This window comes from Micromonospora nigra (genome assembly GCF_900091585.1).
In the GTDB taxonomy this organism is placed as follows: Bacteria; Actinomycetota; Actinomycetes; order Mycobacteriales; family Micromonosporaceae; genus Micromonospora; species Micromonospora nigra.
Window position 1 is genome coordinate 2,548,374 of record NZ_FMHT01000003.1, and the last position, 21,381, is coordinate 2,569,754.

18 protein-coding genes, 1 tRNA gene and 1 pseudogene are annotated in these 21,381 nt (G+C 72.6%); 7 read left to right on the forward strand and 13 right to left on the reverse strand.

All coding sequences use genetic code 11. The annotated features are described in order from the left end of the window. The first annotated feature begins 157 nt into the window (after positions 1–157). Positions 158–499: a hypothetical protein gene (locus GA0070616_RS10850; protein ID WP_139128870.1), complete on the forward strand. Its 342-nt coding sequence runs from the start codon at positions 158–160 to the stop codon at positions 497–499. A gap of 131 nt (positions 500–630) precedes the next feature. Here the strand turns inward: GA0070616_RS10850 and GA0070616_RS10855 are convergent, their stop codons facing one another. The 7 genes from GA0070616_RS10855 to GA0070616_RS10885 form a co-directional block, all read right to left on the reverse strand. Then, positions 631–2,151: a serine/threonine-protein kinase gene (locus GA0070616_RS10855; protein WP_091080345.1), complete on the reverse strand. Its 1,521-nt coding sequence runs from the start codon at positions 2,149–2,151 to the stop codon at positions 631–633. A 31-nt stretch (positions 2,152–2,182) separates the two neighbouring features. After that, positions 2,183–2,737 carry a hypothetical protein gene (locus tag GA0070616_RS10860; protein ID WP_425412938.1) on the reverse strand — a complete coding sequence of 185 codons (555 nt, stop codon included), beginning with the start codon at positions 2,735–2,737 and terminating at the stop codon, positions 2,183–2,185. A 150-nt stretch (positions 2,738–2,887) separates the two neighbouring features. Further along, positions 2,888–6,478 (reverse strand): adenylate/guanylate cyclase domain-containing protein, encoded by a 3,591-nt coding sequence (locus GA0070616_RS10865; RefSeq protein ID WP_091080350.1) that lies wholly within the window; start codon positions 6,476–6,478, stop codon positions 2,888–2,890. Further along, entirely contained in the window at positions 6,475–7,305 is an 831-nt protein-coding gene (locus GA0070616_RS10870; RefSeq protein ID WP_091080354.1) for an MBL fold metallo-hydrolase, read from the reverse strand. The genes GA0070616_RS10865 and GA0070616_RS10870 overlap by 4 nt, the downstream gene beginning before the upstream one ends. A 246-nt stretch (positions 7,306–7,551) precedes the next feature. Then, positions 7,552–8,013, reverse strand: coding sequence for a RidA family protein (locus GA0070616_RS10875; RefSeq protein ID WP_091080357.1), 462 nt, complete (start codon positions 8,011–8,013; stop codon positions 7,552–7,554). A gap of 31 nt (positions 8,014–8,044) precedes the next feature. Then, positions 8,045–8,200: a Sp36 family protein gene (gene sp36, locus GA0070616_RS10880; protein ID WP_091080361.1), complete on the reverse strand. Its 156-nt coding sequence runs from the start codon at positions 8,198–8,200 to the stop codon at positions 8,045–8,047. A 43-nt stretch (positions 8,201–8,243) separates the two neighbouring features. After that, a complete protein-coding gene (locus GA0070616_RS10885) occupies positions 8,244–8,603 on the reverse strand; it encodes a hypothetical protein (protein WP_175440035.1) in 360 nt (119 codons plus the stop codon). Between the two features lie 363 nt (positions 8,604–8,966). Here GA0070616_RS10885 and GA0070616_RS10890 point away from each other — a divergent pair, with 363 nt between their 5' ends. The 3 genes from GA0070616_RS10890 to bagB are packed head-to-tail and all read left to right on the forward strand — an operon-like array spanning position 8,967 to position 11,755. Continuing rightward, positions 8,967–9,545 (forward strand): Rv0361 family membrane protein, encoded by a 579-nt coding sequence (locus GA0070616_RS10890; RefSeq protein WP_091080370.1) that lies wholly within the window; start codon positions 8,967–8,969, stop codon positions 9,543–9,545. Between the two features lie 26 nt (positions 9,546–9,571). Beyond that, on the forward strand, positions 9,572–10,549 hold the full coding sequence (bagA, locus tag GA0070616_RS10895) for an ATPase BagA (protein WP_091080374.1): 978 nt from the start codon (positions 9,572–9,574) through the stop codon (positions 10,547–10,549). Between the two features lie 54 nt (positions 10,550–10,603). Continuing rightward, on the forward strand, positions 10,604–11,755 hold the full coding sequence (gene bagB / locus GA0070616_RS10900; RefSeq protein WP_175440036.1) for an ArsA family ATPase: 1,152 nt from the start codon (positions 10,604–10,606) through the stop codon (positions 11,753–11,755). A 109-nt stretch (positions 11,756–11,864) separates the two neighbouring features. On the opposite strand, the gene GA0070616_RS10905 is transcribed toward bagB, so the two are convergent. Next, positions 11,865–12,185, reverse strand: coding sequence for a WhiB family transcriptional regulator (locus GA0070616_RS10905; protein WP_091080383.1), 321 nt, complete (start codon positions 12,183–12,185; stop codon positions 11,865–11,867). Positions 12,186–12,590: 405 nt separating this feature from the next. Between GA0070616_RS10905 and GA0070616_RS10910 the strand changes: the two genes are divergently transcribed. Beyond that, on the forward strand, positions 12,591–15,026 hold the full coding sequence (locus GA0070616_RS10910; RefSeq protein WP_091090457.1) for a penicillin-binding protein: 2,436 nt from the start codon (positions 12,591–12,593) through the stop codon (positions 15,024–15,026). Between the two features lie 182 nt (positions 15,027–15,208). On the opposite strand, the gene GA0070616_RS10915 is transcribed toward GA0070616_RS10910, so the two are convergent. Beyond that, on the reverse strand, positions 15,209–15,664 hold the full coding sequence (locus GA0070616_RS10915; RefSeq protein WP_091080387.1) for a GatB/YqeY domain-containing protein: 456 nt from the start codon (positions 15,662–15,664) through the stop codon (positions 15,209–15,211). 25 nt (positions 15,665–15,689) lie between these two features. Between GA0070616_RS10915 and GA0070616_RS10920 the strand changes: the two genes are divergently transcribed. Beyond that, on the forward strand, positions 15,690–16,583 hold the full coding sequence (locus GA0070616_RS10920; protein WP_091080391.1) for a metallophosphoesterase: 894 nt from the start codon (positions 15,690–15,692) through the stop codon (positions 16,581–16,583). A gap of 119 nt (positions 16,584–16,702) precedes the next feature. Beyond that, positions 16,703–16,776: transfer RNA gene (locus tag GA0070616_RS10925), tRNA-Pro, on the forward strand. A 78-nt stretch (positions 16,777–16,854) separates the two neighbouring features. Here GA0070616_RS10925 and GA0070616_RS10930 read toward each other — a convergent pair. The 4 genes and pseudogenes from GA0070616_RS10930 to GA0070616_RS10945 form a co-directional block, all read right to left on the reverse strand. Next, positions 16,855–18,071 (reverse strand): annotated as a pseudogene (locus tag GA0070616_RS10930) (tyrosine-type recombinase/integrase). Beyond that, positions 18,071–18,268, reverse strand: a complete 198-nt coding sequence (locus tag GA0070616_RS10935; RefSeq protein ID WP_091080394.1) for a helix-turn-helix domain-containing protein — start codon at positions 18,266–18,268, stop codon at positions 18,071–18,073. Before GA0070616_RS10935 ends, GA0070616_RS10930 begins: the two are co-directional and overlap by 1 nt. Further along, positions 18,265–19,857: a replication initiator gene (locus GA0070616_RS10940; protein WP_091080397.1), complete on the reverse strand. Its 1,593-nt coding sequence runs from the start codon at positions 19,855–19,857 to the stop codon at positions 18,265–18,267. The genes GA0070616_RS10935 and GA0070616_RS10940 overlap by 4 nt, the downstream gene beginning before the upstream one ends. Before the next feature lie 1,072 nt (positions 19,858–20,929). Continuing rightward, on the reverse strand, positions 20,930–21,379 hold the full coding sequence (locus GA0070616_RS10945; protein ID WP_139128871.1) for a hypothetical protein: 450 nt from the start codon (positions 21,377–21,379) through the stop codon (positions 20,930–20,932). Positions 21,380–21,381 lie beyond the last annotated feature (2 nt).

A 21,381-nucleotide genomic window follows, 5' to 3' on the forward strand; every position in this document is an offset into this window, starting at 1 on the left:
GGGACAGGTCGGCAGTGGACGGCCGACCCCCGTCACTCTAGGGATCAGAGGCAATGGATGTCGTCCCCTGCGGTGCCTCCACCTTTCCCGGCCCCGGCGGCGGGAGGTCGCCTGCCGGGACTGTTGACAGCCGGCACTTTCGGGACATGCTTGTCCCGTGAGGCGGATTACCGAACCCGACGCGCGAACCGTCGCGCTGATGGCGGCGCTGGCGTCGATCGGGCTGCTGGTGATGCTGATCGGGTGGCCCCGGCAGGATCTCGTCGGTGTGGCGATGGCCCTGGGGTGTGTGCTGCTGGCCACGATCTCGGGGGTCGCCGTCGCCGCGGAGCGGCAGCGTGCCGAGGCCGAAGCGACGCAGCCGGTGCCGCCGCCCGTCCCGCAGTTCGGTGGACTGCACGGCATCGACGCGGACACCCTGGAGACGCTGGGCGACCGGGAGGCCGTCCGCGCGGTTCGCGAACGCTACCGGCGACACGACGACCTCGACACCCGCTGAGCAGGCAGGCGCACGGCCGGCTCACGCGCTGCCGGCTCGGTTACCGCGGTGGAGGCCGCCTGCCGGCTCAGGCGCCTGCCGGCTCAGGCGACTGCCGGCTCAGGCGACTGCCGGCTCAGGCGACTGCCAGCTCAGCGGCCGGTCAGGGTGGGCGAGGCCAGGGCGTCGAGCCCTCGCCCGGCCAGGCAGCGGTACGTCCGGTCGGAGCCCGACCCGGCCGGCGGCAGGACCTCCAGGTTCCACCCCGCCGGCTGGGCGATCCCGCTGATCAGCCGGAACGTCGCCTCGTTGCACACCCGGCGCACGCTGGGATCGGTGCTGACCTCGTCGTGACCGGCCCCGACCAGGGCGGCGGGCAGGTCGCCCTGCGCGTAGCTCTCCCAGGTGTGCCTGCGGTTGCACGGCACGCGGGTCGCATCCGCCCGTTGCCCGCGCACCTGCACCGGCCCGAAGCACTCCAGCTCGGTGGCGCATCGGGCGCCCGCCGGCAGCGCATCGTCCGGCAGTCCCGCGCAGCCGGGCCGGACCATGCTGGTGACGGCCACCGTTCCGGGAGGCAGGGAGGGTGACGGCGCGGTACCCGTCCCGGCGACCCACGCGCCGGCCCCCGCCGACCCGGCCAGGGCGAGAGCGGCAGCACCGCCCAGGAACCAGCGCCGCCGCCAGCTCTGGCTGCCCGAAGCCGCCGGGCCCCGATCCGCCACCGAGGGACGCGGCTGTGGCTGTCCTCCCGTGCTGGTCGGGCGCGGGCCGGGAGCGACCGGACCGCCGCCGGCCGGTGCCCCCGACACGGGACCGGAAGCCCCGCCCGCCGACCTCGGCTCCGAGTCGAGCGACAGGGCGGCGAGCATGCCCCGCAGCTCGGCGGCCGAGGGACGGTCACCCGGATCGTTGACCATGCCGGCGCGCAGCACGTCGACCAGCCCGTCCGGGATCCCGGGCAGGCCGGGAATGGGCTGGTGGAACATCTCCAGAACGGTGACCAGGCTCGGGTTCCGCTCGGACTGCCAGCGTGGCGGGCGGCCGTGCATGACCGCGTAGAGGGTGGCGCAGAGGGCGTAGACGTCGACGGCGGGCGAGGGCGGGCTGTGGCTGAACATCTCCGGCGGCGCGTAGGCCGGGGTGAGGACCTCCAGCGCGACCGAGGCGTCACGCATCTCGGCCACCACCGCGAGGCCGAAGTCGGCCAGCACCGCCGGGTTGAAGTGGGAGTAGAGGATATTCGCGGGCTTCACGTCGCGGTGCAGCACCCCCGCCGCGTGCGAGTGGGCGATCGCATCGGCGATCTTGACGCCGAGGTCGCGCGCCTCCGCCGCGCCCAGCGGCGAGGTCCGCATCCGTTCGGCGTACGAGCCCTCGCAGAGTTCCATGATCAGGTACGGGTGCTGGTCGACGGTCACGCCCACGTCGAACAGATCGACCACGTGCGGGTGCGACGACATCCGACCGGCGGCCCGCGCCTCGCGCAGGAAGCGCGCCTGGTCGTGCTCACTGACCAGGGTGCGGTTCTCGACCTTGACCGCCACCTCCCGACCCACGGAGATCTGGGTGGCCCGGTAGACGGTCGCGTACCCACCCCGAGCAAAGACCCTCAGATCGGTCAGACCGGGCACGAGGGGTGTCGGCAGGGCACCGGGCGGGGTCTCGGTCACAGTCTCGAAAATACCCAACCGGACCGGCTGCTCAGTGAACCGCATCGGCGGCGGACCCGGTTCCCGACCCGTCGACGACCGGTCCCGCGCTTCCGCCGGCTGATCCGTCCGCACCTTGACGACCCCTCCCAGCAGCGGCCACGGCCGGCTTCGCACTCCCACGACCCGAGCCGCCACCGGCCGAAGACGAACGACGGGCATCCCACCACAGGCCGACTGCGGTCGCCAACGCGCCCACACCCTCCCAGGCCGCGACGCCGAAGAAGCGCCCGGGTGCCACGTCGGCCAGCACCGCCAGGGTGAACACGCTGAAGGTGACCAACCGGAACACCACCGTGAACCGGAAGAAGGCCCGCCACTCGGTGGCGGTCGCCAGCAGGTAGTAGACCCCCATGTTGAACGAGGCCATCGACGACGCCATCAGGAACGTTCCGGTGTGGTCACCGGCCGCCCGCGACGACGGCACCTCGAAGCCGAGCATCCGCAGCAGCATCTCGGGCATGAGCAGCCCGACCGCGCCCATGGCGAGGGCGAGCACGCCGAACACGGCGACCGTCCAGCCGGCGCCGGAGCGTGGCAACCTCACGTCGGCCCTCCCCCCATCGAGCACGACCACGCCAGTGGCCAGCCGCATGGAACTGACAACCTAACGCCCACCCCCGACACCGTGCATCCCCGGAACCGCCAGTCCACCCCCGCCACCCAGTCACTCACCTGGATGCGGAGCACGACGGCGTCAGCCGGCGCGGAGGCGGGCGAGCAGGGCGTCGGCCGCCGCGCGTTCGCTGCGCTGCCCGGTGGCGTACGCGAGCCGGACCGCCTCCGCCGCGCTGTCCACCGCCTCGACGGGACGATCGCAGGCGGCGAGGGTCTCGGCGAGCACGCTCGCCGCGATCACCTGGCTGCGGACGTCCTCGGCGGGGGCGTCGATCGCCCGGCGCGCCCAGACCAGCGCCTGTTCCCGCTGGCCGTGGGCGAGCAGCGCGCAGGCGTACCGGGCCATGGTCTGCCGGCGGGAGAACAGCAGCGACGGCGTGCTGGCGGCGGCGGTGGCGACCGGGGCGAGGAGCCCGACGGCGGTGGCCGAGTCGCCGGCCGCGAGCCGGGCCATGGCCAGCAGCACCCGGGGCCCGACCTGGGCGGGCGCCTGCGGGTTGTGGGGCTCCACGGTGGTCAGTACCGCCCTGGCGTCCCGCTCGGCGGCCTCCCGGTCACCCAGGTCGAGCGCGACGAAGCCACGCAGCGTGCCCGCCATGCCGGTGAGCAGCGGATGCGAGGTGCGGTCCCCGTAGGTCAGGGCGTCGGTGAGCAGGTCGGCGGCGTGTTCGGGCTCGCCCAGCCCGCGCGCCACGACCCCCCGGGCGACCAACGCGAACCCCTGCCCCCAGTCGTCGGAGGCGGCGGCGAAGTCCCGGTACGCCCGGCGGGCCTCCCGGTCGGCGTCGACCAGGTCACCGAGTTCGGCGGCGGCGTACGCCTCGACCGCCCGGAGCGTGCCCACCGCCCACGCCTCGCCGACCCGCTCGCCGAACGGCAGGAACACCCCGGCCAGGCGGCACGCCTCGCGCAGCCGGCCGGCGAGCAGCCGGGCGAACGCGGTGGTGCCGCGCAGCCAGGCCCGCCCGTACGGGTCCTTGAGCTCGGCGAACAGCCGGGCGGCCCGGCCGAGGACGGCGTCGGTGCCGGCGAAGTCGCCCCGGGTCGTGGTCACCCAGGCCAGGTTCTGCAACGACCAGGCCTGTCCACGTCGGTCCTGTACCGCCCGGCTGACCTGGTAGGCGGCGGCGAGCCGGCTGCTGGCCTGGCCGAGGCGGCCGGAGATGAAGTCGGCCATGCCGAGCCGCCGCATGGCGGACGCCCGCAGGGTGGGCAGGCCACCGTCGGTGGCCACCTGCAACGCCTCCTGCCAGCAGGACACGGCGCGGGGCAGCTCCCCCAACGCCTGGTGGGCCTGGCCGGCCAGGAGCAGTGCGCTGGCCCGGGTGTCCGCCTGGTCGCCGGAGTTCGCGGCGATCTTCTCGGCCGACGCGAGCGCGTCGGTGGACCGGCCCACCTGGAGCAGGGCGCGGGCGTGCACCACCCGGTCGGCGGGCGGCACACCGTCGCGGGCGAGTTCGGTGGCGCGTTCGGCGTACTCGACGGCCAGCGTCGGCTCGCCGGCCTGGAGGAGGCGGCGGGCGGCACGGCCGAGGGCGGCCACGCCGAGGGAAGCGACGGCGCGGGCGGGGGCGTCGGGGCGGAGCTTGACCGCGTCGGCGAGGGTCGTGGCGCGTTCCACGTGCTCGGCGACGAAGTCGTCGCGGGCGGCGTCGGCGAACCCGCCGGGCGGAACCGCCCCGCCGGCGGTCTCGGGGGCGGCCCACCGGGCCAGCGCCGCGTGCCGCTCGGCCAGTTCCGCCTTGCTCACCCCCGCGTACGCGGCCTCGCGCATGAGCGGGGTGGCGAAGGCGTAGCCCACCCGCGTGCGGTGCAGCATGCGGCGTTGCAGCAGCTCCTCGACGGCGCGGTCCAGTTCCACGGCGACCACCGCCGCCGGGCGGCCGTCCCGGCCGGTGCGCTGTTCCCGCAGCGCCTCCAGGGCGCCGTCGGGCACCGCGTCGCCGACCACGGCCGCGTCCCGCAGCACCGAGCGGGCGTCGACGGGCAGCGCGTCGATGCGGGCCGCCAGCACGGCCGCCAGGTCGCGGGAGAGCAGGCGGCTGCCGAGAGAGCCGGGGGCCAGTCGCCAGGTGCCGGGCCCCGCCCCGCTCCGGTCGGTGGCGGGGGTCAGCGCCCCGCGCTCCATCAGCAACGTGACCAGTTCGGCCAGGTAGAACGCGTTGCCCTGGGCGGTGGCGAGCAGCCGGTCCGCGTCCGGTTGCGGCAGCCGGCCGCCGCCGAGGTAGGTGGTGAGCAGCCGGGCGGCGTCGGCGCCGCGCAGCGGGGGCAGCGCATGCACCTCGGCGTCCGCGACCCGGGTCAGCGCCCCGGCGGTACGCACCAGCTCGGGCCGGCCCAGCAGCAGCACCAGCACCGGGCCGCTGAGCCGGGACAGGGTGACCCCGAGCGCGCGGATGGTCTCGGCGGTGGCGTCGTGCAGGTCGTCCACGACCACCACCAGCGGGGCCTCCACGGCCAGGGCGCTGAGCAGGTCGGCGACGGCGTTGGGCACCGCGTCGACGTCGGCGGAGGGTTGGCTGCTGCTCCACTCGCCCTGGTCGGTGGGGCTGCCGCTGGGCAGTTCGGCGTACCCGAGCAGGGCGAGCAGCTGGTCGACGGCGACGGGGGCGGGTTCGGCGCGGGAGCGGGTGAGCCGCTGACCGAGGCGGCGCAACCGCTCCTCGACGGCCGGCCGGGTGAGCGCGGTGGCGGCGTCGTTGGGCAGGCCGGCCGCGGCCCGGACCAGGTCGGCGAGGGGTGCGAGGCGGCGGCGTTCGCCGAACGCGGCGCAGCGCACCGACAGCACCCGCGCGCCGGTGTGTGCGGCGTACCGGCCGGCGCCCACGTCGTAGCCGGCGGCCAGGCGTTCCACCTCGGCGGCGAACCGGGACTTGCCGATGCCCGCCTCGGCGGTCATCAGCAGCACCCGGGGCTCGGCCCGGTCGATGATCTCGGCGAGGCGGCCGGCGACGCGGCCGATCTCGGTCTCCCGGCCGACGAAGGGGGCCTCGTCGCCGAGGCCGGACCGGGTGCCCGGCGCGTCGAGCAGGCCCAGCAGCTCGTACGCCTCGACGGGTTCCCGCTTGCCCTTGAGCCGCAGGGGGCGCAGCGCCCGCCAGGAGGCGACGTGCCGGGTGGCGGTGGAGGTCCGGCTGCCGGCGTAGACCGCGCCGACGGCGGCGGCGTCGGCGAGCCGGGCGGCGGTGTTCACCGTGTCGCCGATGACGGTGTATTCGATGGCTGCCTGGATGCCGGCGATCACGTCGCCGGTGTTGAGGCCGACCCGCAGGCCGAGCGGCGCGCCGCCGCCCCGCTCGTCGTCGAGGACCCGGCGGACCGCCCGTTGCATGGACAGGGCGGCGCGCACGGCACGCTCGGCGTCGTCCTCGTGGGCGACGGGCGCGCCGAAGACGGCCATGATGCCGTCGCCGGTCAGCTTGTCGACGTGTCCGCCGAAGGTCTTCACCGCCCCGGCGAGGGCGGCGAGCACCCGGTCGGTCACCGCACCGACCCGTTCCGGGTCGAGGTCCTCCGACCAGGAGGTGAAGTCGGACAGGTCGCCGAAGAGCACGGTGACCACCCGCCGCTCGGCGGCGGGCAGCGTGGCGGCGGCGGGCAGCGCGGCACCGCAGTTGTGGCAGAACCGCGCGCCGGGCACGGCGACGGTTCCGCACACCGGGCAGGTCACGGCTGCTCCAACCCGCTCACCCCCGGGGTGGATTCCCCGGCGTCGACGCCGAGGTGTGCCAGCTGGGCGCGCACCGACCACTCGGCGGCCCACCACAGGGAGCGGTCGACGTCCGCGTAGATCCGCGCCACCACCTCGCCGGGATCGGTGAGCCCTTCGGCGACGACGGCCCGCACCTGGTCGAGCCGGGCCCGGCGGTGGGCGAGGTAGAAGTCGGCGGCGGCCCCGCAGTCGGCCAGCGCCGGGCCGTGCCCTGGCAGGGCCGGGATCCCGCGGTACGCGGAGAGCAGTTCCAGGCTGGTCAGGTAGTCGCCGAGGTGGCCGTCGGGGTGGGCGACCACGGTGGTGCCGCGGCCGAGGATGGTGTCCCCGGTCAGCACCACCCGTTCGGTGCCGTGCCCGGCCAGGAAGCAGACCGAGTCGGCGGTGTGGCCGGGGGTGGGCACGAGCCGGATGTCCAGGCCGTGGCCGTCGAGGTCGTCGCCGGCCAGGGCGGCGCCGCCGACGGTGTGGGCGGGGTCGGCGGCCCGGACGGGGACGCCGCCGAGCAGGTGGTGCAGGCGCGGGACGCCGTCGGTGTGGTCCGGGTGCCCGTGGGTGATCAGCACCAGCCCGACGGGCCCGTGCGCGGCGATCGCCGCGAGGTGGCCCTCGTCGGCGGGGCCCGGGTCGACCACGACCGCGTGGGAGGCCCCGGGTGCGCGCAGCACCCAGGTGTTGGTGCCGTCGAGCGTCATCGGCCCGGGGTTGGGTGCCCGCACCAGCGTCACCCACCCCGGCACCTGATCGGCCAGCGCCGCTGCCGCTCCCGTCACATGCCCTGCCATGCCAGCGATCGTACGACCCCGCCGGGCGACCCTTGCGATCATGCGGTCCCGGCCCCCGGTTTGCCCCTGTTCAGGGCTTCCGTCCGGGCCGGAACCGCACGATCGCCGGGCGCGGTCGAGCCGGGCGCGGTCGAGCTTGGCTCGATTCAGGCCGGGCGCGATCCGGGTCGGGCGCGGTCCGGGTCGGACGCGGTCCGGGTCGGACGCGGTCCGGGTCGGGCGCGGTCCGGGTCGGGCTTCGGGTTGTCAGGCGACCTCGACGATGAGCTCCACCTCGACCGGAGCGTCGAGTGGCAGCTCGGCGACGCCGACGGCGCTGCGGGCGTGCCGGCCCGCCTCGCCGAAGACCGCGCCGAGCAGGTCCGAAGCGCCGTTGATCACGGCGGGCTGACCGGTGAAGCCGGGCGCGCTCGCCACGAAGCCGGTCAGCTTGACGATCTTGACGACCTTCTCCAGCCCGACCAGCGCGTCGACCGCGGCCAACGCGTTGAGCGCGCACCGCTGTGCCAGGTCCTTGGCCTGCTCCGCCGAGATGCCGGCACCGACCTTGCCGGTGGCCAGCAGCCGGCCCTCGGCCATCGGCAGTTGCCCGGAGACGTAGACGTGCTGGCCCGACTGCACGGCGGGCACGTAGCTGGCCACCGGCGGCACGACCTCGGGCAGGGTCAGTCCGAGTTCCGCCAGCTTCCCGTGCGGCCCGTTGCTCATGCCGTCACCCCGCCGTGCCCGCTCGTCCCGCTCACGACTTCGGCCGCTTCAGGTAGGCGACGAGCTGCTCCGGGTTCGGCCCCGGCACCACGGACACCAACTCCCAGCCGTCCTCGCCCCAGTTGTCGAGGATCTGCTTGGTCGCGTGGACCAGCAGCGGGACCGTGGCGTATTCCCACTTCTGCATCGGTGGAGAGCTCCCTCGTCAGCGTCGACTGTTCTCCGACAGCCTACGATCCGGCGGTCGGCCGGGGCGCGGGACGTCGCTGCGCGGCGTCGGGCGGCTCGCCGCAGGGCCCCTCGTGGTCGAACCGCTGCGGGCACCGCGACCGGTCGGGCAGCAGCAGGTCGCAGAAGACGCGGTGCCGGTTGTTCTGGTCGTCGGCGCCCGACACCTCGGTCTCCCCGGCGTCCAGTTCGTAGAGGAAGCCGAGCGAGGTCGCCACCCGGCCGGCGAGCGCGGTGGCCGAGGCCAGGTCCCCGACCCGGATCGGCAGATGGATGACGTACCCGGGCACCTCCTCGTCCCGACCTTCGACGGATCGAGCCGTCGGGACGAATGATCGAGGGCTGTCGTCCGCGTCGCGCATGCACTGCCTCCGGGCGTCGTACCTGGTCACGTCCTTGTCGTCCGGCTGCGGGGCCCGCCCTCCGGGGAGCCCTGCACGCCGGTGCGACGCTAGGGCTGCGACCACCCGGGCATCAACAGGACGCGCACTTTTAGGAATCATCAGTCACATATGCGACACCCGATCGTCGGGATGCCGACGACTTGGATCCCCGTCGTCGGCCACTCCGACGGGCGGGCCGCCCCCGGTGGGCGGGCCGGCTCGGTCCTCGTCATCGCGTATCGACCGCTACCCTCTCGGTCGGACGGGCGCGCAGGACCCGCCCGCACGCTCGACCACGCGCGTCGCCTGGGCGACGACACGCCGCATCCCCGGGGGGACCACATGACCCAGCCACCCAGCAGCGGCCCGTCCGGGCCGGCCACCCCGCCGCCGGCCGGTCGGCCCGGCGAGGACCAGGCCGCGTTCCCGCCGGCCCCGCCCGGCTACCCCCCGTATCCGGGTGCCGCCCCGGCTCCGAAGAGGAAGCGCGGTGCGCTGATCGCCGCGCTCGCGCTCGCGGTGGTGCTGGTGCTCTGCGCCGGCGGTGGCGTCGTGGCGTTCCTGACGCTGCGCGACGCGGGGGCCGGCGAGGGCGCGCAGGAGCCGGCGGTGGCCGTCGACCAGTTCCTGACGGCCGTCTACACCGACCGCGACGCCGGGGCGGCCGCGAAGCTGGTCTGTTCCTCGGCCCGGGACGAGGACAGGATCGCCGCCAAGATCGCCGAGGTGGAGAAGTACGCCCAGACCCACCGCAACCCCCGGTTCCGGTGGAGCAGCCCGAAGGTGGACAACCAGACCGGGGACCGGGCCACGGTCAGCACCACGGTCACCGTGACCACCGCCGACGAGAAGGTCGCCGACCAGAACCTGCGGTTCACCGTGGTGCAGACGACGGGTTGGTGGGTCTGCGAGGTCGCCTGAGCCGGTCGGCTGGATAGGCTCGACGGGTGGGAGCAGCGCAGCGACCGGGCGAGCCGGCCGGCACGGGATGGCCCGCCCGCCTGCACGTGGTGACCGGTAAGGGCGGCACGGGCAAGACCAGCGTGGCGGCTGCGCTGGCCCTGGCGCTGGCTGCCGGGGGCCGGCGCACGCTGCTGGTGGAGGTCGAGGGGCGGCAGGGCATCGCCCAGCTGTTCGGCACGGATCCGCTGCCCTACGAGGAGCGGCACCTCACCGACGCTCCGGGCGGCGGCGAGGTGCGCGCCCTGGCGGTCGACGCCGAGGAGGCCCTCCTCGAGTACCTCGACATGTTCTACAAGCTCGGCGCGGCAGGTCGCGCGCTGCGCAAGCTGGGCGCGATCGACTTCGCCACCACCATCGCACCCGGCCTGCGCGACGTGCTGCTCACCGGCAAGGTCAAGGAGGCCACCAGCCGCAGGGCCGGCCAGCGCCGGGTGTACGACGCGGTGGTGCTGGACGCCCCGCCGACCGGGCGCATCGGGCGCTTCCTCAACGTCACGGCGGAGACCGCCCGGCTGGCCAAGGTGGGCCCGATCAAGACCCAGAGCGAGGGGGTGTCGGCGCTGCTGCGTTCCCCGATGACCGCCGTGCACGTGGTCACGCTGCTGGAGGAGATGCCCGTGCAGGAGACGGTCGACGCGATCGCCGAGCTGACCTCGCTCGGCTTCGGGGTGGGTCGGGTGATCGTGAACGCGACCCGGCCGCCGTTGCCCGCCGGGCGGGTGGTCACCGAGGCCGAGCTGGCCGACGGGCTGCGGGCCGCCGGGCTGCCCACCGACCCGGCTATCCTGGCGGGACTGCGGAACGAGGCACGCGACCAGGTGATCCGGCGCGAGCTGGAGGATTCGCTGCGAGCCGACCTGGTGGAACTCGGGCTGCCCCTGATCGAGCTGCCGCTGCTGCCCGACGGGGTGGACCGGGCCGGCCTCGAAACGCTGGCCGAGGCGCTCGTCAAGGCGGATTGACTCACACCTGACCTCGGCCCGGCCGCACGGACGGCACCGGCCCGATACGCTCGATTGGTGCCTTCCGACACCGCGGCGCCGCAGCTCGACGTCGACCAGATCCTCGCCGACCCGGGCGTGCGCATCGTGGTCTGCTGCGGGGCGGGCGGGGTGGGCAAGACGACCACGGCCGCCGCGCTCGCGCTGCGCGCGGCCGAACAGCACGGCCGGCGTACGGTGGTGCTCACCATCGATCCTGCCCGCCGGCTGGCGCAGTCCCTCGGTCTGACCGAGCTGGACAACACGCCCCGGCAGGTCAAGGGCATCGACGTCGAGGACAGCGGCGGCGAGTTGCACGCCATGATGCTCGACATGAAGCGCACCTTCGACGACGTGGTGCTCCAGCACACCGATCCGGCGAAGGCCGCGGAGATCTTCGCCAACCCCTTCTACCAGGCGATGAGTTCGACCTTCGCCGGTACGCAGGAGTACATGGCGATGGAGAAGCTGGGTCAGCTGCACGCCCGGGGCGAGTGGGACCTGATCGTGGTCGACACCCCGCCGTCGCGGTCGGCGCTCGACTTCCTCGACGCCCCGGCGCGGCTGTCGCGCTTCCTGGACGGGCGGATGCTGCGGCTGCTGCTCGCCCCGGCGCGCACCGGCGGGCGGAGCATGTTCAGCCTGGTGACAGCCTCGTTCGGGATGTTCTCGAAGGTCGTGCAGAAGGTGCTGGGCGCCCAACTGTTGACCGACCTGTCGGGCTTCGTGGCCGCACTGGATTCGATGTTCGGCGGCTTCCGGCAGCGCGCGGAGCAGACGTACCGCATCCTCCAGGCGCGGGAGACAGCGTTCCTGCTGGTCGCGGCGCCGGAATCGGACGCGGTCCGGGAGGCCGCCTACTTCGCCGGCCGGCTGCGCGAGGAACGGATGCCGTTGGCCGGTCTGGTGCTCAACCGGGTGCACCTGTCGGCGGTGCCGGCCCTCGACGCGGCGCAGAGCCTGGCGGCGGCGCGGCGGCTGGCCGCAGCCGGCGGCCACGAGGGCACGGCGGACATGCTGCGGGCACACGCCGCACTGGCCCAGCAGGCGGACCGCGAGCGGCGGGTGGCGGCGCGCTTCACGGAGGCGTTCCCGCAGGTGCCCGCGGTGTCCGTGCCGGCGCAGCCCGCCGACGTGCACGACGTCGACGGGCTGCGGACGATCGGCGCGGCGATCAGCCGCGGTTGAGCCGGGCGATCGACCGCGATGAGCCGGCGGTCAGCCGCGACCGAGCCGGGCGATCGACCGGCCCGGCCCAGGTGACACGGCCGGTCGACCGGCCGAGGCAGTGCGGCGGTCAGCCGGCCGAGGTGACGAGGATCTTGTCCTTGCCGGTCTTGTCCCTGGCGTTCTTCTTCATGGCGGCCTCGAACATCTTGCGCCAGCTCGTCACCTGGGGGTGACGACGCAGCAGCGCCCGGCGTTCGCGCTCCGTCATGCCTCCCCACACGCCGAACTCGATCCGGTTGTCCAGTGCGTCGGCCAGGCACTCGTACCTGACTGGGCAGCTTCGGCAGATCCGTTTCGCCACGTTCTGTTCGGCGCCCTGTACGAACAACGCGTCCGGGTCCCCGTTCTGACACGCCGCCAGCGACGGCCAGTCAGTGATCATGCCCATGTGTACACGTCCCCCCTTGCAGTACCTACCGACGTCGTCGCGGACCAGCCGGCAATCCCCCCTCGCCGCCCGACCGGACCTTCCCCAAGGCGGCACGGACGACATGTGGCGCTTTCGCCGCCACCATCATGCTCTGTAGTCACCCGATTACGCAACGTTGTCGGCTAAATCCATCATTCCGGACACTCCCGGCTTCCCGGGCTTCGCGACCGCCGGTTACCCCGCCGGATCGCGTGAAAACGCTGCGGGTCGACTCCCGGCTGGAGGAGACTCCAGGCGCGTCCACGCAACCACCCACCGGGGGTCGTGCGTTTAGCACAACGAGGCCGGCGCGCGCAGGAAATGGGGAAAAGACGCCCCAGCGCCCCTCGTTACCTGTTCGCGTACCCTGACGAGGTGACCTGGATGCGGAAACGTGACCACAACGTACTGACCAACGCCGCATCGCTGCTCATCTGTGGCCTGTTGGCCGGTGTGGTGGTCGCGGCGGCGGCCTTCCCCGCGGTGGCGATGTCCGGCCTGGCCGCGAAGGCCGGTGCGGAGACCTTCGGGGCCCTGCCCAAGGAGCTGACCGTGGCCCGCGCGCCACAGATCAGCTACCTGCTGGCCTCCGACGGCAAGACCCCCCTCGCGACCATGTACGACGAGAACCGGCGCGACGTGAAGCTCGACGACATCTCGATCAACATGCGCAACGCGATCGTCGCCGCCGAGGACCACGACTTCTACAAGCACAACGGCGTCGACCTCAACGGCGTCGCCCGGGCGTTCGTCAACAACAGCACCGCCGGCGCCGACCGGCAGGGCGCCTCGACGCTGACCATGCAGTACGTCCGGATGGGCATCGCGTACTCGGCCACCCACCCGGCCGACGTGGTGGCCGCCACCGAGGACACCAGCGCCCGCAAGCTGCGCGAGATGCGGTACGCCATCCAGCTCGACAAGGAGCTGTCGAAGGACGAGATCCTGGAGCGCTACCTGAACCTGGCCGCGTTCGGCAACGGCGCGTACGGCGTCTACGCCGCCAGCCAGGTCTACTTCAACAAGCCGCCGAAGAAGCTCAGCATCGACGAGGCGGCCATGCTGGCGGGCCTCGTCAAGGCCCCCACCTCGTTCGACCCGACCACCAAGAGCGGCTACCCGCAGGCGGTCGCCCGGCGCGACTACGTGATCGACAACATGGTCAAGACCGGGGCGATCACCCAGGAGCAGGCCGAGGAGGCCAAGGCGGTCAAGCTGGTCGTCAAGGGCAAGCGGGCCCCCAACGGCTGCGTCGCCACCAACGAGAAGGGCTGGGGCTTCTTCTGCGACTACTTCTACCGCTGGTGGATGTCGCAGGAGACCTTCGGCTCGACCTCGTACGACCGGGAGCGGCGGCTCAAGAGCGGCGGCTACACGATCGTCACCACCCTCGACGCGCAGGCGCAGCGTGCCGCGGACAAGGCCGTCCGCAGGGCGAAGAAGGAGACCGCCAAGGAGGCCGCGATGGTGGCCGTGGTGGAGCCCGGAACCGGCCGGGTGCGGGCCCTCGCGGTCAACCGCAACTTCAAGCTCGACAACCCGAGCGACCCGAAGAACAAGCCGCACAGCGACCCCGTCCAGCGCAAGCGCAAGCGCCTCGGCAACTACCCGAACACGGTGAACCCCCTGCTCACCGGCGGTGACGGCATCACCGGCTACCAGGCCGGTTCGACCTTCAAGATCTTCACCGTCGTGGCCGCGCTGGAGAAGGGCATCCCGCTCAGCTACACCATCAACGCGCAGAAGCAGTTCAAGTCCGACTACATCATCGACAGGAACAGTCCGGCCGCCTGCCCCGGCACCAACCTCTACTGCCCCACGAACTCGGTGGAGAGCATGGCCGGCGTACACAACATGTGGAGCGCCTTCGGCCGGTCGGTCAACACCTACTTCGTGCCGCTCCAGCAGCAGGTCGGGGCCGACAACGTGATCGACGTGGCGCAGCGGATGGGCATCCAGTTCCGGGAGAGCGGCGACGCCCGCCGCGCCACCAAGGAGGGCGGCGCCGAGCAGTGGGGCGCGTTCACCCTGGGCGTCTCCCAGACCACCCCGCTGGAGCTGGCCAACGCCTACGCCACCCTCGCCGCCGACGGCAAGTACTGCGAGCCGATCCCGGTGCAGGAGATCCGCGACCTCGACGGCAACAAGCTGGACATCGCCGACCCGCGCTGCGAGAAGCGGCTCAGCACCGAGGTGGCCAGGGCCGCCGTCGACGCCGCGCGCTGCCCGGTCGGTGACCGGTCGTCGACGTCGCGGTGCACCGGCGCCACCGCCGGAAACGTGCGGGGGATCGTCGACGCACCGGTCGCCGGCAAGTCCGGCACCACCGACTCCGAGAAGTCCGCCGCGCTGGTCGCCATGACCAAGCAGTACGCGGTGGCCGGCATCATGGCCGACCCGGACTGGCCGCAGACCAACGTCAAGATGGGGCACAACGTGCCCGACGGCATCAATCCGCCGGTCTTCGAGACCCTCCGCGACGCCATGAAGGGCAAGAAGCGGATCAACTTCGAGCCGCCCGGCCAGAAGATCTCCGAAGGCGACCAGCGCAGCATCCCCGGGGTCCGGTGCATCTCGGTCGACCAGGCCAAGTCCCGCATCCAGGGGGCCGGCTTCACCGCTGTCGTCTCCTCCGCCCGGGTGCAGTCGGACTGCCCGGTGGGTCAGGCCGCCGGCACCAGCCCCGACGGGCGCACCATCAAGGGCGGCGTGGTGACCATCCAGGTCAGCGCCGGCAGCGGCCGCAGCGAGCCGAGCAGCGGCCCGCCCAACGGCGGCGGGCCCACCAACCCCGGCCGCCCGCCGGGCCGCGACGACTGAACCCCGGCCCATCCCGGCCAACGCGACGGGCGGGCATCCCTGACAGGGGGTGCCCGCCCGTTCGTCGTACCGGAATCTCGTCAGGCCGGGAGCTTCGGCCTCGGCGCTGCCGGGAGCTTGAAGCCCCGGCGTTGCCGGGAGCTTCGGCCTCGGCGTGCCGGGATCCAGGGTGCTCGTGGCGGTCAGAGGCCGAGCTGGCGGCGTACCTCGGCGGCCACCCGGCCCCCCTCGGCCTGGCCGGCCACCGCCGCCTGGGCCGCCTTCATGGCCGGGCCCATCTGCGCCCTGCCGGTGAACCCGCCCGCGGCGAGCGCCCCCGCCACCGCCTCGGTCAGCTCGGCGTCGGAGAGCTGCTTCGGCAGGTAGCGCTCCAGCACCTCACCCTCGGCCGTCTCCTTCGCGGCCTGCTCGGCGCGACCCGCGTCGGCGAAGGCGGTGGCCGCCTCTCGACGCTTCTTCGCCTCCTTCGTCAGCACGACCAGCACCTCGTCGTCGGTGAGCTCGCGCTTGGCCTTGCCGGAGACCTCGGCGGTGCCGACGGCCGCCAGGGCCATCCGCAGGGTGGAGGTGGTCAACTCGTCGCGCGCCTTCAGGGCGGCACGCATGTCGGCGGTCAGGCGGTCCTTCAACGTGCTCATGGACGGTCAAACTACCCTGGTGCGCATGCGAAAGCGCACACTATTCCGGCTCGCGACCGCCACCGTCGCGACGGGTGCCGCCGCCCTGGCGTACGCGGCGCTCGTCGAGCGCAACATGTTCACCCTGCGGCGGTACGACGTGCCGGTGCTCCCCGCCGGCGCCGAGCCGCTGCGCGTGCTGCACCTGTCGGACCTGCACATGACGCCCGACCAGACGCGCAAGCAGAACTGGGTGGCCTCGCTGGCCGCCCTCGACCCGGACCTGGTCGTCGTCACCGGGGACAACATGGCCCACCCGGCGGCGGTGCCGGGGGTGCTGCGCGCCCTGCAACCGCTGCTCGACTTCCCGGGGGCGTTCGTCTTCGGTTCCAACGACTACACGGGGCCGGTCTGGAAGAACCCCTTCACCTACTTCCTGCCCGACCGGGAGTACGCCGAGGGTGCCGAACTGCCCCACGCGGAGCTGCGGGACATCCTCACCGGCACCGGCTGGCTCGACCTGAACAACCGCCGTACCACCGTCAAGGCCGGCGGCCGGGAGATCGAGATCGTCGGTGTGGACGACCCGCACATCGAACGCGACGACTACGCGGCGGTCGCCGGCCCGGTAACCGGGGCAGCCGACCTGTCGATCGCCCTGACCCACTCCCCCGAGCCGGCCTTACTCGACCAGATGGCCGCCGACGGCTTCGGACTGCTGCTCGCCGGCCACACCCACGGCGGGCAGGTCTGCGTGCCCGGCTACGGGGCGCTGGTCACCAACTGCGGGCTGCCCCGCTCGATGGCCAAGGGGCTGCACCGGTGGCCGGGCTCGGACTCGTGGCTGCACGTCTCCGCCGGCCTCGGCACCCACCCGACCGCGCCGATCCGGTTCGCCTGCCCCCCGGAGGCCAGCGTCCTCACCCTGATCCCACGCTGACGGTTCGCTCTGGCGGCTGCCTGGCAGCGTTTCCCGGCGGCTGCCCTGCGCGGCTCCCCTGGCGGTGGGTACCGAGTTTGACCGTCGGAGCGGGTGAGCTACTATTTGTCGGCACGCCTCGGGGTGTGGCGCAGCTTGGTAGCGCGCTTCGTTCGGGACGAAGAGGTCGTCGGTTCGAATCCGGCCACCCCGACCGAGATCAGGGGCCACTCTCCATCGATGAGAGTGGCCCCTGATGCATTCGTACAGCAGTCGAGTACAGCAGCGGCGGTCACCGCAAGCTCTCCCCCAGGCGCTTGAGGGCGTCGCGGGTGGCGCCCGAGGACGCCTGCGAGTAGATCTCCATCGTCACCGACACCTCCGCGTGCCGGAGCACCTGCATGATGACGCGCGGGTGCACGTCCAGGTCGACGAGCAGGGTCGCGCAGGTACGCCGGGCGTCGTGAACGGTGATCTTCCGGATCCCGGCACGGGTACAGCGGGCGTCCCAGGAACGATTCACGTTGCGCGGCTCCACCGGGGTTCCGTAGCGGGTGGTGAACAGCAGCCGCGACCCCTGCCAGGCAATGCCCGCCTGATCGCGGTCGTTCCGCTTCGCCTGCTGGCGCAGTTCGAGCGCCGCCGCGCAGATGTCCGGCAACGGGAGTGTGGCGTCCGAGGTCTGCGTCTTGGTCTCCCGGTGCAGCAGTTGGCCGCCGACCCGCTGCAACTGCCAGCCGATCGACAACTCCCCCGCCGCCAGGTCGACGGCGTCCTCGGTGAGGCCGAGCACCTCGCCCTTGCGCAGGCCGAGCACCAGGATCAACACGTACGCGGCGTAGAGCGGATCGCGGTCGGCCCGCGCGGATTCCAGGAAGCGACGTGCCTCGTCGCTGGTCCAGGCCCGGCCCCTGTGGCGGCGGACGGGTGGGAGCTTGACCAGGGCGGCGGCGTTGCGGGTGACCAGTTCCTCGGTGGCGGCGTGGTTGAGCGCCGAGCGCAGCACGCCCCGGACGTCCTTGACCGTGCGGGCGGACGGCGTGTCACCGCAGCACCGACCGAGCGAGCAGCACCGCCGCCTGAGTTCCGGGCGACGGGCGTCCTTGCCCTGCGCGCAGCACTGGCAGGTGCGGGCCACCTCGTTGATCCACGTCTGCACGTCGCGCACCTGGAGCCGGTCGAGCCGCTTCCACCAAGGCCGGGGATCACGTACAACCGGAGGATCGTCTCGTACGTAGCGCAGGTCAGCGGCGCGAGGTTGGGGCGCACCACTTCGCGGTGCCAGTACGCCAGGTAGTCGCCGAGGGTCGGAACCCGGGTGGCGACCGGCCCGGCCTTGGCCTGCTGGTGCAGCTTGATCCACTTGTCGTGGACGATCTCGCGGGTCTGGCCGTAGACATACTTTCGGGTCCGCTTGCCGTCGGGCTTGGTGACCCAGACGTAGGCGGCGAAGCCGTTGCGGTAGGGGAAGATCGAGCCTTCGCCGTTGGCGCGTGCACGCCCCGGCATCAAGCGGCCTCCTGCCGCTCGACCTGCTCACGGATGTACTCGTCGACCCACTCGGGCAGGATGCGGCGGTACTTGCCGTCCTTGATGGAGCGCAGTTCGCCGGTGGCGATCTTCGCCTTGACCTTGGACAGGCCGAAGCCGAGCAGGACGGCGACCTCGGCGGGTGAGTACCAGCGCGGGGTGAGTTCTCGGCTCATGCGGCGACCCCGCTCAGCCACGCTTCGTGGGCGAGTTCTTCCCGACCGATGCGTTGGCGTTCGCGGTATTGGGCGGCGGAGGTGTTGGCGAGCAGGGTGTCTCCGTTGGTCAGCCAGCCGGAGCCGACGAATGCCAGCGTGCCCACGGTGACCGTGCCGGCGGTGACCGTGCCGGCGGTGTCGGGGGTGTCGGCGTCTTCGGTGCGGCGGTAGACGGCGCGGGTGTCGCGGAGCAGGCCGAAGGTGACCGAGTAGCGGCGGGCCTTGGTGAGGAAGTGGCCGCCGTAGCCGAGCATGTGCGCCCAGCGGCGCAGACCGGCGTAGGGGTTCGGTTTGCTGTCAAGGTCGCCTTGACGCTCGCCGGTCAGGGTGGCGGTGGGGTTGCTGTGGCGGTGGGTGGGGCGGCCGAGTCGCCAGCAGGAGTCGATGAGCCGGGCGAGGTGGTCACCTTCCGGGTCGGCGTAGGCGTCGATGGTGTCGGGGTTGAGTCGGGTGGAGCAATGGCCGGTGGCCTCGGTGGACTTGGTGGCGTACTTGGCCAGGTAGGCGGCCACCTTCCCGTCGGTTACGTCCCCGTCGCCGGCGCCGATGCGACGTACGTCGACCTGCTCACCCCAGGCGACCGGCCAGCCCCGTGGCCGGTCTGGGTGGGCGGGGGTGGTGACGGTGATCTGCCGGGCGGCGGCGTGCACGGCGTCGTCAAGGTCATCGGCGGTGATGCCGGCCGGCGGCGGGACCAGGGCGTGCCGGTCGTGGGGGTCGACGCCGTCGAGACGCAGCAGGACGTGGAAGTGCACCGCGCCCCGGCGCTGCATCTCGGCGACCTTGCCGTGCGACACCCGCACCGGAGGCACCCGACGCACCTTGCCGGAGTCGGTGACGACCTGGACGGGGGCGATGCCTCGTCGCCGGCACAGTGCGGTGAGGTGACGTTCGATGGCCTGCTTGGTGCGCCGCCACAGCTCGCCGGAGAAGGCGTTCCAGACAACCTGGTGATCGTGGTCGTAGCAGGCCAGGCACAGTGGCCGACCGAGCTGTGGATCATTGGCGTCGTGTCGGGTGAAGCAGGCTGCGGGCTGCCCGTGCGGGCAGGTGCCGGCGGTGCGGCGGGCGTGGCAGGGTGCCGGTCGACAGTCGCAGCGCCGTCGGTCTCCGCAGGTGTGCCGGGGGATGTGCCGGTGGTGCACCGCCCCGAAGGACGGCGCGGTGAAGGTGGCTAAGACGACCGGATGCGCGGCGACGGTGGCGGGGACGGTCTTGCCACCGGTCAGGCCGCAGCGGACGACCTGGAAGGCGTCACCGGCGTAGACCCAGGCGCAGTCGGGGCACTGGGCGGCACGGCGGTTGCCGCACGCCTTGTACAGCGTCCGGTCAGGCAACTCGTCGGTATGCCGCTCCCCAACGACGCGGCCCGTGCCGGGCTCGACGGCGGTGAGGGTGCCGGTCAGGCGGACCGGCCGGGTGCAGCCGGCGGCGGCGCGGGTGTGCTCCAGCCAGCCGAAGAAATCCGGCGCGGCAGCACGTTGCAGGGCTTGAGCGTCACGGCCGGCGGCGAGGCCGGGGCGGTGCAGGGTGAGCGGGGCAGACACGGTTCTCTCCTCGGGGCGGTGGCAGGGACAGCGGACGAACTGCCACCGGACGCCGGAGCGTTCTCCGTCGGTGGTGTTCGTGGTGTCTCCTGGCACCGCTGGGGAGAGCGGCTGACGCCGGAGGGCGGAAGCGTGGCCATTGCCAGCGACCGCCGTTGGGGCATGTCCTTCCGGTTGCTGATCCGTAGGTGATGCCGAGGCGGGTGGGGTGCCTGATCGTCGGCTTCCGGCGGGTTGCCGCAGGCGATCCCCACCCGTCGAGGTGCGCGAATCCGGGCCATCGTGGACGGCGGGAAGGCCGTGCTGGGCCGCTCAGCGGATTACGTGGCCAGCACAGTGGCCGGTGCGATCGAGAGCCGGCGGGACGTGGCCCGCATCAGCGACAGGAAGGCCGCTCGGCAACTCCGAAGTCGAGTCCAGCGATTCGGCGGGAAGGCCGCGCTGGCGTGCTCGACGAGGGCCAGAGTAGCACCGGGTACCGACACGTCAACCCGCCGTGACCCCGCAACATCGAGCGGACCGGCCGGCTGCCGGCTGGTGTGGGAGGACTTTCTGTACGTCTATCAAGGCGGCCCTGAACGGGCCGCACGCGCCGCCGCCTGGGCGCGCGCCGGCCGCTGCCGCTGTCGCTCTGCGGCCGTCACGCCTGATGCCCGGCTGCTGGCGCGGAAGGCGGGAAGCCCGGAGGGCCGCCGCAGAACGACAGGGGCGGTGACCGTGGTTTGGTGGGCCGGCTGCCGGCCGGGTCGCGCGGCCACGAGCCCGCGCGGCATAGGGGAGCGCACGCCGGCCGCGTCGGCGAGTTGGCGGCGGTCGCGGGGTTGCGGTTAGTGCGCCTCCGGCGGGGGCGCTCCGGCTCCAGGATGGCCCGGGCTTCGTCGGCGGGTCCAGGTCCGTGGGTGGTTGCGGTGGGGAGCCATCCCGCCTGCCGTCGACCCGGGCGAGCCGAGCAGACCACCGCCCGACCCGCCAGCGTCCGTACGAGCCGTCAAGGTCCGCTTGACGTGCCGGGCCGGGCGGCAGCCCGCTCCCCATGCGGGCGGGTCGATGGCAAACGGGATGGCAAGCAAGCCTAGGTGGAGCGCATTGTGTTGGGCAGCAGGATCTCTTTTGCGATTCGGTACAAGTAATCGCAGTTCTTGCCTGTAGCCTTCAATTCCCCGCCGACGTTCGAGCCACGCCCGCCGCCGCCACTAAATTTAATCCGCATCCGCGCCGAAGAGTCATTCTCCTCGCCCGGTTCGAAATCGGCCTTCTTGATGTTCAGGAGAATTATGTTCTCAGTGAATTGAAAAAAGTCGACCTCGTCATCGGTCAAGAAATGATGAGCCTCCGAAATGAAACCGGATGTGAAGAACCAGGCAGCCTCATAGATCCTTCCCTCCTTGCCTGCCGTCTCGCTAATGAAGATGCGGCTGATGCTCTGCCCCTCGGGCAACAGGTCTTGGGTGAAGTTAAGCAGCTTGGAGATCCGCGACATTACATGTACCGTAACATCGATATCTTCGAGATAGCGCTGCATGT